Raw genomic sequence first — 14,933 nt, 5'->3', positions numbered from 1 at the left:
AGATGTGAGAACAACGTGACGTCGCGGTCACTGCGGTGACAATCGGCGCAATACGCGCTTCGTAGTTTTGGTTCCAACGACCGACGCCGTCGTCGGTGGTCACGGCATCAGCCCACCCGAGACCGATGGGAACCCACATGGCATTCTCGACCCTCCTGCACGACCTGCGCAGAGACCACACGATCACCGACTGGGATCCGGAAGACCGGCACGCCTGGGACGCAGGCAACGCCGCGATCGCCCGCCGCAATCTGCTGTGGTCGGTGATCTGCGAGCACATCGGCTTCTCGATCTGGTCGCTGTTCTCGGTGATGGCACTGTTCATGGGCCCGCAGTACGGCATCAACGCCGACCAGAAGTTCGTTATCGCGGCGACGGCGACCTTCGTCGGCGCGTGTCTGCGCGTGCCCTACACCCAGGCCACCGCGCGCTTCGGCGGCCGCAACTGGGCGATCTTCTCCGCCGTGGTCCTGCTGATCCCGACCGGTCTGACGATGATGCTGATGATGAACCCCGGAGAGTTCGGTTTCGGCTGGTTCCTCGCGGTGGCCGCGCTGACCGGCTTCGGCGGCGGCAACTTCGCCTCGTCGATGACCAACATCAACGCGTTCTACCCGCAGCGACTCAAGGGCTGGGCGTTGGGACTCAACGCCGGCGGCGGCAACATCGGGGTTCCGGCGGTCCAGCTGATCGGTCTGCTGGTCATCTGGCTGGCAAGTGACAAACCCGAGATCCTGTGCGCGATCTACCTTGTCGCGCTTGCCGTTGCGGGAGTCGGTGCGGCGATCTTCATGGACAACCTCGATCACCAGACCGCCAGCGGGCGGGCGATGATCGATTGTCTCAAGCATTACGACAGCTGGCTGATCTCGGTGCTCTACATCGGTACCTTCGGTTCGTTCATCGGCTTCTCGTTCGCCTTCAGTCAGGTACTCAGCCTCAGCTTCCAGTCGTCGGGTCAGTCTGCCTCGGCCGCATCGCTTTCCGCCGCGCAGATCGCGTGGATCGGTCCGCTGCTCGGCTCGTTGTTCCGACCGCTGGGTGGAAAGTTCGCCGACCGGTTCGGTGGTGGGCGGGTGACCCTGTGGTCCTTCGTCGCGATGGTCGCCTCCTCGGTGATCCTGGTCGTCTCCGGAACCTTCGCCGATTCACATCCCGGCCACCGGATCGAATCCGCGCAACTGGCGGGATTCATCATCGGATTCATCCTGTTGTTCGCGATCTCGGGCATCGCCAACGGCTCGGTGTACAAGATCATTCCGACCATCTTCGAACACAAGTCGCGGACCCTGCCGGGGATCAGCGGAGGTGCCGCGGTGCTGTGGTCGCGGTCGATGTCGGGCGCTCTCATCGGTATCGCCGGGGCCGTCGGAGCACTCGGGGGCGTGGCGATCAACCTCGTCCTGCGCAGTAGCTACAAGGCCAATCATTCGGCGACGGTGGCATTCTGGATCTTCATGGCCTTCTACGTGGTGGCCGGGGTGATCACCTGGTGGTTCTACGCCCGGCGCGAGGTGGTCCTCGATCCGCACTTCCGCCACACCGGCGACATTGAGGTCGCCGACGCCGGTGGCATCGGCGACACCACACCCGCCACTCCTGTCGCCCCGGCCACCCCGGCGGTGGATGCCCGATGATGCACTCCCGCACAGATTTCCAGCCGAAATCGAGGACCGTCGTGGTGATCGGCCACGGCATGGTCGGACACCGGTTCGTGCAGTCGCTGCGAGAGCGCGATCACGGGGGGACCTGGCGCGTGGTGGTGATCGCCGAAGAGGCCGACGCCGCATACGACCGGGTGGGATTGTCGTCCTACATCGGTGCGTGGGACCGGTCATCGTTGGCGTTGTCTGGCAACGACTATGCGGGTGACGACGCGGTGCAGCTACACCTGGGGGAGGCGGTCACCGCGATCGACCGGGGCGGGAAACGGGTGATCACCGATCGGGGGGCCGAGATCGGTTATGACGCACTGGTGTTTGCGACCGGCTCATACCCCTTTGTGCCGCCGGTGGCCGGTCACGACCACGACCGGTGTTTCGTCTACCGCACCCTCGACGATCTCGACGGCATCCGGCGCGCCGCAGAGGCCTCGACGCCCGGCGCCGCCGGTGTGGTGGTGGGCGGCGGGTTGCTCGGCCTGGAAGCCGCCAATGCCCTTCGGCTGCTGGGGATGACGCCGCATGTCGTCGAGTTCGCGCCGAGGCTCATGCCGATGCAGGTCGACGCCGGGGGTGCGGCGGTGTTGCAGAACCTGGTCTCCGACCTGGGGTTGCACGTGCACACCGGGGTGGGTACGTCGTCGATCGCCGACGCTCCGGACGGCGAGTCGCTGACGGTGACACTGAGCGATGGGGCGACGATCGACGCCCCCCTGGTCGTCTTCTCCGCCGGTGTGCGTCCTCGCGACGCGGTGGCCCGGGAGGCGGGTCTTCCCGTCGGGGAGCGCGGCGGCGTGCTGGTGGACTCGGCGTGCCGAACCACCGACCCGGACATCTATGCCGTCGGCGAGGTCGCCGCGGTCGACGGGAGATGCTACGGTCTGGTCGCCCCCGGATACAGCACCGCCGACGTCGTCGCCGACCAACTCCTCGGCGGCAGTGCGACATTCGCCGGTGCTGACATGTCGACCAAGTTGAAGCTGCTCGGCGTCGACGTCGCGAGCTTCGGTGACGCCATGGGGGAGACGGACAACGCGCTGGAGATCGTCTACTCCGACCCGCTCGCCGGCCGCTACGCGAAGATCGTGCTCTCCGACGACGCACGGACCCTGCTCGGCGGGATCCTGGTCGGCGACGCATCGGCCTATGCCACGCTCAAACCCATGGTGGGGCGCGAGATCCCGGGAGATCCCGCCGCACTGATCGCCCCCGCGGCCGGGGAATCCGGCATCGGTCTCGACGCATTACCCGACGACGCGGAGATCTGCTCGTGCAACGGGGTGTCCAAGGGAGCGATCTGTTCGGCCATCACCGAGGGCGCCTGCGACATCGCCGCGGTCAAGGCGTGCACCTCGGCGGGCACCACCTGCGGCGGTTGCGTACCGAGTATCGCCTCGCTGCTGGCGGCCTCCGGCGTCGAGATGAGCAAGGCCCTCTGTGAACACTTCACCCAGTCGCGGTCGGAGTTGTTCGAAGTCGTTGCGGTGACCGGTATCCGGACGTTCTCCGAGCTGATCGCCCGGTACGGAACCGGCTCCGGCTGCGAGGTGTGCAAACCGACGGTCGCCTCCATCCTCGCGTCGACCTCGAGCGATCACATCCTCGACGGTGAGCAGGCCGCGCTGCAGGACACCAACGACCATTTTCTGGCGAACCTGCAGAAGAACGGCAGTTATTCGGTCGTGCCCCGGATGCCCGGTGGTGAGGTCACCGCCGAACAATTGATCGTCATCGGCGAGATCGCCCGCGACTTCGACCTGTACACCAAGATCACCGGTGGCCAGCGGATCGACATGTTCGGCGCCCGGGTCGAACAGTTGCCGCAGATCTGGCGGCGCCTCGTCGACGCAGGAATGGAGTCGGGACACGCCTACGGCAAGAGCCTGCGCACGGTGAAGAGCTGTGTGGGGCAATCCTGGTGCCGATATGGCGTGCAGGATTCGGTCGGGATGGCGGTGTTCCTCGAGAAGCGGTACCGCGGTCTGCGATCGCCGCACAAACTGAAGTTCGGGGTCTCTGGGTGCGCACGAGAATGCGCCGAGGCACGTGGCAAGGACGTCGGGGTGATCGCCACCGAGAACGGCTGGAACCTGTACGTGGCGGGCAATGGTGGACAGAGCCCGAAACACGCCCAACTGCTGGCCGGCGGAGTGGATGACGCGACACTGGTCGCCTACATTGATCGGTACCTGATGTTCTACATCCGCACCGCCGAGCGGCTCCAGCGCACGGCACCGTGGCTGGAGGCGCTCGATGGCGGTCTCGATCATCTGCGAGCCGTGGTGTGCGAGGACAGCCTCGGCCTGGCGGCGGAACTGGAGGCCGCAATGGACCGTCACGTCGCCGGATACCGTGACGAGTGGGCCGAGGTGCTCGCCGACGAGGAGAAGTTGTCGCGGTTCGTGTCGTTCGTCAACGCGCCGGACGTGCCCGACCCGACCATCCGGTTCACCGACGGCGAGGTCACCGGCGACCGCAAGGTCCCGGTGCTGCTGGACATGCCGCGGTTCCGGGCGCAGCAGCCGAGGACCGGCCGAACGACCGAACGCGAAGGAGTGGCCACATGACCGCCGAAACGGCGACCGGCGCAGGGTCCGCACGCCCAGGGCAGACCGGCCCAGGGCAGATCGGCGCAGGGCAGTGGGTGCGCGCCTGCCCCTTCGATCGGCTTGTTGAGGGACGCGGAGTCGCGGTCCTCGGCCCGCAGGGCAGCCAGGCGGCGCTCTTCCGGGTGCCTGCGGCCGAGACCGACCGCGAGGCGGTGGGTCGCTCGCGGATCTACGCCATCGGCAACATCGATCCGTTCGGGCGTGCCGCGGTGCTCTCTCGCGGGCTGACCGGCGATCACGGCGGTGAGCCCACGGTCGCCAGTCCGCTGGGCAAGCAGGTCTTCTCGCTGCGCACGGGGGTATGCCTCGACGACGAGTCGGTGTCGGTGCCCTCGCTGGCGACCCGCGTGGTCGACGGCGTCGTCGAACTCTGGTTCGGCACCCCCGATCGTCTCGTCGCCCCCGACGGGCTGCGATGAGTTCTGCAGCGACGCCGCCGATCTCCGACGATCTGCCGTTGACCGGATTCACCGTCGGGATCACCGCCGCGCGCCGGGCCGACGAGTTCGCCGCGCTCCTCGTGCGCCGCGGCGCCGACGTCGTCATGGCCCCGACGATCCGCATCCTGCCGCTCGTCGACGACACCGAGCTCGAGCAGGTCACCGAACGGATCATCGCCGACCCGCCGGACCTGATGGTCGCCACCACCGGGATCGGTTTCCGTGGCTGGGTCGAGGCCGCCGACGGCTGGGGGGACGCCGAGCAACTCCTCGGCGCGCTCGGCGAGAGCCGCCTGATCGCCCGCGGTCCCAAGGCCAAGGGTGCGATCCGTGCGGCCGGACTCCGCGAGGAGTGGTCGCCGGAGAGCGAGTCCTCCTCGGAGGTCCTCGACCGTCTGCTCGACGAAGGGGTGGAGGGCAAGCGGATTGCGGTGCAACTGCACGGCGCCACCAGCGAATGGGAGCCGCTGCCCGACTTCTGCGCGGTGCTGCGGGCCGCGGGCGCCGATGTCCTCGCCGTCCCCGTGTACCGCTGGAACATGCATCCCGACGTCGGGCGGATCGACGCGATGATCGCGTCGGTTGTGCGCGCAGACCTCGACGCGCTTACCTTCACCAGCGCACCCGCGGCGGCGTCGATCCTCACCCGCGCCAAGGAACTCGGCAAACTGCAGCCGTTTCTGCACGGACTGCGGACCGCGGTACCGGTGTTCTGTGTGGGCTCGGTGACCGCGGGACCGCTCGAGGCGCTGCAGATCCCGACCGTGTACCCACGCCGCTTCCGACTCGGCGCGCTGGCCCGGCTGATCACCGACGAGTTGCCCCGACGCAGCCATACTCTGCGGGTTGCCGGACACGACACCGCAATTCGAGGTCAGGCGGTGGTCGTCGACGGACAGATGCGTGAATTGTCGGCCACCGGGCATCTGCTGCTCAAGATGCTCGCCCAGGTACCGGGCCGGGTGGTGGGTCGTCAGGAACTGCTGCGCGGACTCCCCGGCGACAGCGCCGACACCCACGCGGTGGAGGTGGCCGTCGCGCGTCTGCGAGCCGCGCTCGGCGACCCGAAGATGATCCAGACGGTGGTCAAGCGTGGATACCGCCTTGCCGTCGATCTCGAGTACGACGAAGCCGAGGACGAGTCATGATGATCCGCAACGATATTCGTCCTGCCGCGGGTGACCGGTTGGGCGGGGTCCGCCCCGTGCTCGTTGCGCACGGGACCCGCAACCCCCGCGGCGTCGCGGTGATTGCAGAGATCGCCGAGAAGGTCGCCGCGACGGTTGGTCCGACGCGCACCGCCTTCGTCGACGTCCTCGGTCCGACCCCGAGTGAGGTGCTCGGCGGGCTGGATCGCCCCGCGGTCCTGGTCCCTGCCTTCCTGGCATCGGGATACCATGTGCGCCAAGATATCCCGGAACACGTTCGCGCATCCGGGGTCGGTGATGCCATCGTGACCCGCGCCCTGGGCCCCGATCCGAGGATTGCCGCGGTCCTGCGGCGGCGGTTGATCGAATCCGGGTGGCGACCCGGAGACGCCGTGGTGCTCGCCGCGGCCGGCTCATCCGACGACTCCGCCTGTGCCCAGGTGCATCTCGCCGCGCGTCAGCTCGAGGGGCTGATCGGCGGGCACATCGAGGTCGGCTTTCTCACCACCGCCGCACCGACCGTTGCCGACGCGGTCGCCGCCGCTCGAACCTCCGGTCGCCGCGTCGTCATCGCCGCATATCTGTTGGCCCCCGGCCTCTTTCACGAGCGCCTGCACGCCGTGGGTGCCGACCTGGTAGCCGAGCCGCTCGGCGCCGACCCGGCGATCGTCGAACTCATCGTCACCCGAATGCGTGCCGCGGTCAGTCCGTACCGCACCGATGCGGTCCTGCTGCGCTGACAGCGCCCGCCCTCCCGCCGACAGCGCCCGTCTCCCCGCCGACAGCGCTCAGTCGAGTATGTCGATCTCCCAACGACATTCGCGCATCAGCACCTTGCCGTCGCGGATCGGCACCCTTTCGTCGCGGAGTCGGTCGAGCTGCCGCTGGGCGAGATGCGGTGCGGGCTTGCCGCTCGCCGAGATGACCCGATGCCACGGCAGGTCCGCGGAGTCGGTGCGCATGATCCACCCGACGATCCGCGGGGAACTCAATCCGGCTGCGGCGGCGAGGTCGCCGTAGGTGCTGACCCGGCCGGACGGGATGGCGGCGACCAGGGTTCGCACCCGCTCGACGTCGTCCTCGGTGACCGCACTCACAGCAGCGAACGTACCAAGCGGGCGGTCAACCCGGGTTCGAGGAAGGGCACCATGTGTTCGCAGTCGGCGTGGTGAACCTGCACCTGTTCGCCGCGTTCGCTCGCGCAGGCCTCGAGGAACGCCGGACGCACGAACGGCGGGTCGACGCGATCGGCGACGACGACATGTGTGGGTACCCCGCGCGGCGGAAGCGTTGGCGGACGGCTCATCTCGCTCCATGAGGCGGCCGTCATCGGGGCACTGACGCGCCAGCCGACGCGCCCGCTGTCGCGGGCGGTGAGGTGCTCGGCGATCTCGGCCTCGAGGATCTCCGCGGGCACCGCCGCCCAGCCCTCGGAGAGTTTGGCCGCGCGGGCCGCGTCGGCGTCGGGGTAGTCCCAGTTGTCGAGGCCGGCGGTGGCGACCTTGAGTGCGAACTCCGGGTCGAGGCCCTGCGCGGGATCGAGTAGGACCAACCCGCGCACCGCGTCGGGCCGCTGGTTGGCCAGATGGATCGCCAGCGCGCCACCGAAGGAATGGCCGAGGACCACCAACGGCAGCGCCGCCGGATCGATGGTGGTGTCGATGAACTCCGAGAGCGCACGCACATGGTTCTCGATCGCCCACGGCGGACGCCACGGCGAGCGGCCGTGGCCGATGAGGTCGGGTGCGACGACGTGCAGGTCGGCGAGATGGTCGTGGGCCAGCGGAGCCCACCGCATCCCGTGGCCGGTGAGGCCGTGCAGTGCCAGGACCGTCGGGGCGCGCCGGTCGCCGAACTCGACGTGGTGAAGTGCCGTCACGCCGACGATTGTGCCGTATGCGGCGCAGCGCGCAGCCCCGGCCCGGACAGGGCAGACCGGTTCGGGGAGACGGGCCCACCGGCGATTGTCGGTGGGGCGTGCTTGCATGGACCCATGGCCCGTAAGCGTCCCTCGACCACGGCCGCGCCGAGCTCGCCGAAGCGGGCCGCCCCCGCCAAGCGGGGGTCGTCGCGGTCGGCGCAGGCACGCCCGCGCTCGGCCGACGGCGCGGTCGGCCGCAGTGGTACCGCTCTGCGCGCACATCTCGTCGGCGCCGACGGCGGGCCCATCGTCACCCGCGAGTGGCCGCCGAGCGTGATGCGGGTCATCGAGGCGCAGACCGCCGAGGGGACCGTCGCCGACCCGTGGCGGCCGTTCCGCGTCCACGGCGGGCCCGGCTCGGGCAAGACGGCGTTGGTGGTCGACGCGGCCGTCGCGCGTCTCACCCGTCCGGGCATCGACCCGGAGTCGGTGCTCGTGCTCACCGCGAACCGTCGCGCCGCGGTGGCGTTGCGGGAGGAGATCACCCGCCGGGTGCTGGCGCAGTCCTCGGACGTACCCGCGCTCGGCGGGGCGCTGCGTGAACCGTTGGTACGCACGGTGCATTCGTTCGCGTTCGCGATCCTGAGGCTGCAGGCGCAGGCGCACGGCAACCCGCCCCCGCGGTTGATCACCGGCTCCGAACAAGACGTCGTGTTGCGCGAACTGCTGGCCGGCGACATCGAGGACGGTGCCGAGTACTGGCCCGCCCATCTGCGTCCCGCGCTGGGGACCGATGGGTTCGCGCAGGCGCTGCGCGATCTGATGATGCGTGCCGCCGAACGGGGCGTGGGCCCCGAGGAACTCGCCGAGCTCGGCTCCCGGCACCGGCGTCCCGAGTGGGTCGCCGCGGCGCACGCATACGCGCAGTACGAGCAGAACGTCCTGTTGCGCGGCACGGTCGGATCGCAGACGCCGGGCGCCTCGGCGCCTGCGGTCGACGCCGCGGAACTCGTCGGCTCGGCGTTGTCGGCCTTCGCCACCGACCCCGACCTGCTCGCCGGGCAACGTCGGCGTATCCGGCACCTGATCGTCGACGACGCCCAACACCTCGACCCACAGGCCGCCCACCTGGTGCGGTTGATCGGCACCGGAACGGATTCGACGATCATCGCCGCCGACACCGACCAGTCGATCTTCGGATTCCGCGGCGCCAGTCCGCGGTTCGCCGATTCGCTGGCGGCACCCGGTACCGACCGTGACGTCGTGCTCGACACCGATTTTCGTCATCATCGCCAGATCGCGGTGGTTGGTCGTGCGCTCGCCGCACGGTTGCCCGGCGCGCGCCCGCATCGTTTCCCCGTGGTCCCCGACGCCGACGCACCGCCCGGCGGGGCATCGGTACGGGTGTACAGCTCCGCGGCCAAGGAGGCGACGGCGGTGGCCGATCTCCTGCGGCGTGCGCACCTCTTCGAGGGGGTGGCGTGGTCGCAGATGGCGGTCATCGTGCGGTCGGCGCATCTGGCGCTGCCCGCCCTGCGGCGGGCGTTTCGTTCGGCCGGGGTGCCGCTGACCACCCCGACCTCCGATCTGCCGCTGCACCGGCAGCGGTCGGTGGCCGCGCTGATGGTGGTGCTGCGGGCGGTGGCTGCCCGCGAGCGGCCCGAACACCCTGCGGAGCACCACGTTTACGAGGCAACGCATGTCGACGAGGCTCCGCATACCGACGAGGCTCCGCATGCCGAGGATTTCACCGCCGACGACGCGCTGGCACTGTTCACCGGTCCGGTCGGCATGGCCGACCCTGGGGCGATGCGCCGGCTGCGGCGGGGTGTGCGGCGTCGCGACGAGCAGGCGGGGGGCGAGCGCGCCGGCCGCGATTCGCTGTCGTCGCTGCGTCTGGCGCTCCTCGACCCCGAGCTCGGCGCCGAGTACCTGGCAGCGCTGACCGACCACGAGGGCGCACCGCTGGCTCGGGTGCTCGACGTGATCGCCGCCGGCGCCGCCGCCCATCGCGCAGGACGAGGTGTGGAGGAGACGCTGTGGGCGTCCTGGCAGGCGACCGGCCTGGAGCGGCGGTGGGTCTCCTCGGCGATTCGAGGCGGGCCCGGCGGCGAACAGGCCGATCGTGACCTCGACGCGATGATGGCGATGTTCGAGGCGGCCGCGAACTTCTCCGACACCTTGCCCGCCGCGGGCCCGGCCGGGTTCGTGCACTACCTCTCGCAACTGCAGATCCCGCGCGACAGCCGCACCCCGGCCGCCGCAGCCGACTCGGTATCGGTGCTCTCCGCGCACGCCGCCGCCGGCCGCGAGTGGGAGGTCGTCGCCGTCGCCGGAGTTCTCGACGGATTGTGGCCGTCGCTGCGTAGCCGCGGAAGTGTCTTGGGCACAGCCGAATTGGTGGACCTACTCGACGGGATGGATCCCGCGGCGATCGATCGGGTGGCGCGGGGCGCCGGTGCGCTCGCCGACGAGCGTCGACTGCTGCTCGTCGCGTGCACCCGCGCACGCCGACGACTACTGGTGACCGCCGTCGAGGACGGAGGAGGGGAGTCGTCGCCGTCGAGGTTCATCGGCGAGATCTCCGACGCGCTGCGGATCGACGCCCGGCGGGGCGGGGCGGGCGAGTCCGCCGACGCCGAGCAGCCCGACGATCCCGATGTCCTCGACACCGTGGCCGAGGACGAGTTGCCCATCGACCCCGGTGTCGACCGGGTGTTGTCGCTGCCGTCGCTGGTGGCGACGCTGCGTGCGGTCGTGGTGGCCGGTGCCGGTGCCGGTGCCGGCGCCGACGAACCGGACGAACGCACTCGCGCCGCTGCGCAATTGCTTGCGCAACTTGCTGATTCGGATATTCCCGGAGCGCATCCGCGGGACTGGTTCGGGCTGTCGCGGCCGAGTTCCGCCGAGCCGCTGTGGACGCCTGAGGCCGGCCCCGTGGTGCTCTCACCCTCCAACGTCGACCAACTGTCGCGCTGTTCGCTGCGTTGGATGCTCGAGCGTGCCGGAGGCCGCGACGGCGACGGCACCCCGGCCCTGACCGGCTCGCTCGTGCACACGCTGGTGCAGGCCGTCGCCGGGGAGATCGAACCCGCCGAGGTGACGTCGGCGCTGCGCGAGATCTGGGAGCGCGTCGACACCGGGGCGGTCTGGTACTCGGCGCACGAACTCGAGCGTGCCGAGGCGATGCTCACGAATTTCCGTGAGTGGCTTGCTCTTTCCCGCGACGACCTCACAACGGTGGGCGTCGAGGCGGTCATCGACGCCGTCATCCCGCCGGCCGCGGATTCCGGTGCCCCCGACGCCGCACCGGCCGAGGACGGCTCGGACCTGCCGGTACGACTCCGTGGCCGGGTCGACCGCCTCGAACGCGACGCGCAGGGCCGACCGGTCGTCGTCGACGTCAAGACCGCCAAGTCGGCCATCACCAAGGCCGACACGCTCGACCACGCCCAGCTCGCCGCCTACCAGGTCGCCATCGCGCACGGCGGGGCGCGGGAATTCCCGGGCACCGACGTCGAGCCCGGCGGTGGTCGCCTGGTGTACGTGTCGGCGCCGCACCGTTCGACCGGCGCCACCGAACGCGAACAGCCTGCGCTCACACCGGAATTGCTCGATGAGTGGCGCGCGGTGGTGCGCCGTGCCGCGCGCTCGGGTATCGGCCCGGTCTTCGAGGCGACCCCCAACCCCGGCTGCGCACACTGTGCGTTGGTGACCAGTTGCCCCGCCCAATTGCGTGGCAAGGCGGTCACCGATGACTGACGGCACCACCGGGAGCACCACCACCGAGGCACGGCCCACCCGCCCCCGGGTGTCGGCGACCTCGCTGGCCGCCGCCCTCGGGTTGCCTCCACCCACTCCGGAACAGGTCGAGGTGATCGAGGCGCCCACCGAGCCGATGCTGGTGGTCGCGGGCGCGGGCGCGGGCAAGACGGAGACGATGGCCTCCCGCGTGGTGTGGTTGGTGGCCAACGGCATCGTCGGGCCCGACGAGATCCTCGGACTCACCTTCACCCGCAAGGCGGCCAGCGAACTCGGCGCCCGCATCCGCAGGCGGCTGTCGATGCTCGCCGGCTCCCCGGCGCTGCTGACTTGGGATCCCGACGGTGCACTCGCCGCACGTCTGCGGGCCGGTGATCCGGAGGTCAGCACCTACCACGCCTATGCCGGGCGACTCATCGCCGATTACGGTCTGCTCCTGCCCGTCGAGCCGCATGCGACGTTGATGTCGGAGACCGAGCTGTGGCAGATGGCCTTCGGGATCGTGTCCTCGTGGACCGGGGAGCTGACCACCACCAAGGTGCCCTCCAGTGTCACCGAGGCGGTCTTGCGGCTGTTCGGTGAGATGTCGGAGCACCTGGTCGACCTCGACGCCCTCGCCGCATGGGGCGACGACCTGTACCGGATGGTCGACGATCTGCCCAAGGCCCCGCGCCAGCGGGGCGCACCGAACGCCGCGCTGCGCACCGTTCAGCAGGTGATCGACGAGCGCCGGGAACTGTTACCGCTCGTGGCGACCCTGATGCGCACCATGCGCGAGCAGGCCGTCCTCGACTTCGGCAGCCAGATGTCCCTGGCGGCCCGACTCGTCGCAGGAAACCCGGAAGTTGTTGCCGCCCAGCGGCAATCATTCCGCGCGGTGCTGCTCGACGAATATCAGGACACCGGTCACTCCCAGCGGGTTCTGCTCTCGGCGCTCTTCGGTGGGCAGGCGTCCGCGGGCAGCGACCCGGTGGCCGTCACCGCCGTCGGCGACCCGATCCAGTCGATCTACGGGTGGCGGGGTGCGTCGGCAGCCAATCTGCCACGCTTTGCCACCGACTTTCCCCGCGCCGACGGTTCGCCCGCGCACCGTCGCGAACTGTTGACGAGCTGGCGCAACCCGGTGCAGACGCTGCGCCTGGCAAACGAGGCGTCCGAGGAACTGCGACGTCGCGGTGTACCGGTGAGTGTCCTGCGTCCGCGGCCCGGCGCCGACGCCGGGACGGTGACGTTCGCGTTGACCGAGACGGTGCTCGACGAACGCGCCTGGCTCGCCGACCAGATCGCGGCCCGCTACCACGACGTCGACGGTTCGGGGCCGCCGACCGTCGCGGTCTTGGTGCGCCGCAACGAGGATTCGGCGCCGATCGCGGCCGAGCTGGAGGCACGCGGCATCCCCGCGGAGGTCGTCGGCATCGGCGGACTGTTGCACGTTCCGGAGATCACCGACGTGGTCGCGACGTTGCGCCTGATGGCCGACCCGATGGCCGGAACCGCGGCGATGCGCCTGTTGACCGGTTCTCGATGGCAGCTCGGTGCGCGCGACCTGGCGGCGCTGTGGCGTCGCGCCACCGAGCTGGCCGCCGGTCAGATCGCCACCGGTGGGGTGGTCACCACCCGCGAGGAACTCGACGAGGCGCTCGACGCGGTGCTGCCCACCGAGGTGGTCGACCGCGCCGGGATCGCCGACGCCGTCGTCGATCCCGGCGATCCGGAGGCCTACAGCCCCGACGGCTATGCGCGTATCCGTGCGTTCGGGGCGCAACTGGAGTCGTTGCGGCGCCGGATGGGTCAGCCGCTGCCCGAGCTGGTCGCCGACGTCGAGAACACCATCGGGGTGGCCGTCGAGGCACAGATCCGCGCACGCCGGATGCGCGGCGCGATCACCGGGCGCGAACACCTCGATGCCTTCGCCGACTACGTCACCCGCTACGCCGAGCGGCCCGGCGCGAATCTGGCGGGCCTGCTGGCGTTTCTCGATACCGCCGAGACCATCGAGAAAGGGCTCGAGCCCGGGCGGGTGGAGGTCGCCGAGCAGCGGGTCCAAATCCTGACCGTGCATGCCGCGAAGGGACTCGAGTGGGATGTCGTCGCGATTCCCCATCTGTGTCAGGGGATCTTCCCGTCGTCCAAGGGCGAGACCACCTGGATGCGCAGTGCCCGTGAGCTTCCGGGGCCACTGCGTGGCGATCTCGCCGAACCGGAACCCCGGGGCCCCGCGGCCGCGAAGCTCGCGGCGGCGCGACCGGCCGGCGCCGACGAGGGGTTTCCGGTGCTCGATCTGAGTCGGGTGGGCGACCGCAAGGAGCTCGAGGACGCGCTGACCGAACACAAGGAGGCCATCGCCGAACGCCGGCTCTCCGAAGACCGGCGGTTGCTCTACGTCGCGATCACCCGAGCCCGTCACGATCTGTTGGTCTCGGCGCATCACTGGTCGGAAACCGGGGAGAAACCCCGGGGTGGGTCGCCGTTCTTCAACGAGTTGCTGGCCATCGTGACCGAGACGGTGGAGAACGGAACCGCCGACGAGGCACGGGGTTTGACCGTCGACGTGCTCGCCGACGACCCGCCCGACGGTGCCGACAACCCGTTGGCCGAGCGGGTCGATGCCCGGATGTGGCCGACGGATCGACTCGGTGCGCGCCGCGACGCGGTGGCCGCCGCGGCCGATCTGGTCCTCGACGAACTGCGGCAGCGGGAGGCGCCGGCGTTGTTCGGGGCACCCACCGATCCCGAGCCCGATCCACAGTCGCCGGTGACCCACGACGCGCCGGTCGACGAGATCGAGGCGTGGCGCGCCGAGGTGGAGGTGCTCCTCGCCGAGCACGAGCGCACCAATCAGGCCGAGGTGGATGTGGCGCTGCCGGCTCATCTGTCGGTCAGCCAACTCGTCGACCTCGACACCGACGAGCGTGAATTCGCGCGCAAGCTCCGACGCCCGACGCCGTTTCGTCCCAACCCGATCGCACGGCGCGGCACCGCCTTTCACGCGTGGGTGGAGCGGTGGTTCGGTGCGACCCGACTGCTCGACATCGACGAGTTGCCCGGCGCCGCCGACGAGAGTGCCGCCCCCGACGCCGATCTCGACGCGCTGCGCGAGGCATTTCTGGCCTCGCCGTGGGCGGCCCGCAGCCCCAGCGAGGTGGAGGTGCCCTTCGAGACGGTCATCGGCGACACGGTGATCCGCGGGCGCATCGATGCGATCTTCGCCGAACCCGACGGCTCATGGGTGGTGGTGGACTGGAAGACCGGGGTGGAGCCGAGCGCCGACTCGTCGTCGGTGTTCATCCAGCTCGCGGCCTACCGCATCGCGTGGGCGCAATTGGCCGGGGTGCCGCTGGAGAAGGTGTCGGCCGCATTCCACTATGTCCGGTCCGGGCGCACCCTCGCGCCGCGAGACCTGCCCGATGCCGCGGCACTCGCCGCTTTGCTGGCCCGATGAGCTAGATTCC

General features: G+C 70.0%; 9 protein-coding genes. 7 read left to right on the top strand and 2 right to left on the bottom strand.

Going from position 1 to position 14,933, the window contains the following annotated elements; genetic code table 11:
* The first annotated feature begins 137 nt into the window (after positions 1-137).
* From J6U32_RS21230 to J6U32_RS21210, 5 genes are read left to right on the top strand one after another with little or no spacing between them, the layout of a single operon-like run.
* Entirely contained in the window at positions 138-1,637 is a 1,500-nt protein-coding gene (locus tag J6U32_RS21230; RefSeq protein WP_208792022.1) for a nitrate/nitrite transporter, read from the top strand.
* Positions 1,634-4,228 (top strand): nitrite reductase large subunit NirB, encoded by a 2,595-nt coding sequence (gene nirB, locus J6U32_RS21225; RefSeq protein WP_208792021.1) that lies wholly within the window; start codon positions 1,634-1,636, stop codon positions 4,226-4,228. The genes J6U32_RS21230 and nirB overlap by 4 nt, the downstream gene beginning before the upstream one ends.
* Positions 4,225-4,689, top strand: coding sequence for a nitrite reductase small subunit NirD (gene nirD / locus J6U32_RS21220; protein WP_208792020.1), 465 nt, complete (start codon positions 4,225-4,227; stop codon positions 4,687-4,689). Before nirB ends, nirD begins: the two co-directional genes overlap by 4 nt.
* Positions 4,686-5,858: a uroporphyrinogen-III synthase gene (locus J6U32_RS21215; protein WP_208792019.1), complete on the top strand. Its 1,173-nt coding sequence runs from the start codon at positions 4,686-4,688 to the stop codon at positions 5,856-5,858. Before nirD ends, J6U32_RS21215 begins: the two co-directional genes overlap by 4 nt.
* Positions 5,855-6,598, top strand: a complete 744-nt coding sequence (locus J6U32_RS21210; RefSeq protein ID WP_208792018.1) for a sirohydrochlorin chelatase — start codon at positions 5,855-5,857, stop codon at positions 6,596-6,598. Before J6U32_RS21215 ends, J6U32_RS21210 begins: the two co-directional genes overlap by 4 nt.
* A 48-nt stretch (positions 6,599-6,646) precedes the next feature.
* On the opposite strand, the gene J6U32_RS21205 is transcribed toward J6U32_RS21210, so the two are convergent.
* Together J6U32_RS21205 and J6U32_RS21200 are read right to left on the bottom strand one after the other, a co-directional pair.
* Complete coding sequence (locus J6U32_RS21205; RefSeq protein WP_208792017.1) at positions 6,647-6,955, bottom strand: MGMT family protein; 309 nt, start codon at positions 6,953-6,955, stop codon at positions 6,647-6,649.
* Positions 6,952-7,737, bottom strand: coding sequence for an alpha/beta fold hydrolase (locus J6U32_RS21200; protein ID WP_208792016.1), 786 nt, complete (start codon positions 7,735-7,737; stop codon positions 6,952-6,954). The genes J6U32_RS21205 and J6U32_RS21200 overlap by 4 nt, the downstream gene beginning before the upstream one ends.
* A 114-nt stretch (positions 7,738-7,851) precedes the next feature.
* Between J6U32_RS21200 and J6U32_RS21195 the strand changes: the two genes are divergently transcribed.
* Positions 7,852-11,481 (top strand): ATP-dependent helicase, encoded by a 3,630-nt coding sequence (locus tag J6U32_RS21195; RefSeq protein ID WP_208792015.1) that lies wholly within the window; start codon positions 7,852-7,854, stop codon positions 11,479-11,481.
* Positions 11,474-14,923, top strand: coding sequence for an ATP-dependent helicase (locus J6U32_RS21190; protein ID WP_244332252.1), 3,450 nt, complete (start codon positions 11,474-11,476; stop codon positions 14,921-14,923). The genes J6U32_RS21195 and J6U32_RS21190 overlap by 8 nt, the downstream gene beginning before the upstream one ends.
* Positions 14,924-14,933 lie beyond the last annotated feature (10 nt).

This window comes from Gordonia polyisoprenivorans, from assembly GCF_017654315.1.
GTDB lineage: Bacteria > Actinomycetota > Actinomycetes > Mycobacteriales > Mycobacteriaceae > Gordonia > Gordonia polyisoprenivorans_A.
The sequence above is the reverse complement of the archived record's forward strand: the minus strand, read 5'-3'. Positions and strand labels throughout refer to the sequence as shown.

Bases quoted from the DNA above. Each gene is read 5' to 3' on its own strand.
- J6U32_RS21230 (WP_208792022.1), top strand. From the start codon at position 138: ATGGCATTCTCGACCCTCCTGCACGACCTGCGCAGAGACCACACGATC.
- nirB (WP_208792021.1), top strand. From the start codon at position 1,634: ATGATGCACTCCCGCACAGATTTCCAGCCGAAATCGAGGACCGTCGTG.
- nirD (WP_208792020.1), top strand. From the start codon at position 4,225: ATGACCGCCGAAACGGCGACCGGCGCAGGGTCCGCACGCCCAGGGCAG.
- J6U32_RS21215 (WP_208792019.1), top strand. From the start codon at position 4,686: ATGAGTTCTGCAGCGACGCCGCCGATCTCCGACGATCTGCCGTTGACC.
- J6U32_RS21210 (WP_208792018.1), top strand. From the start codon at position 5,855: ATGATGATCCGCAACGATATTCGTCCTGCCGCGGGTGACCGGTTGGGC.
- J6U32_RS21195 (WP_208792015.1), top strand. From the start codon at position 7,852: ATGGCCCGTAAGCGTCCCTCGACCACGGCCGCGCCGAGCTCGCCGAAG.
- J6U32_RS21190 (WP_244332252.1), top strand. From the start codon at position 11,474: ATGACTGACGGCACCACCGGGAGCACCACCACCGAGGCACGGCCCACC.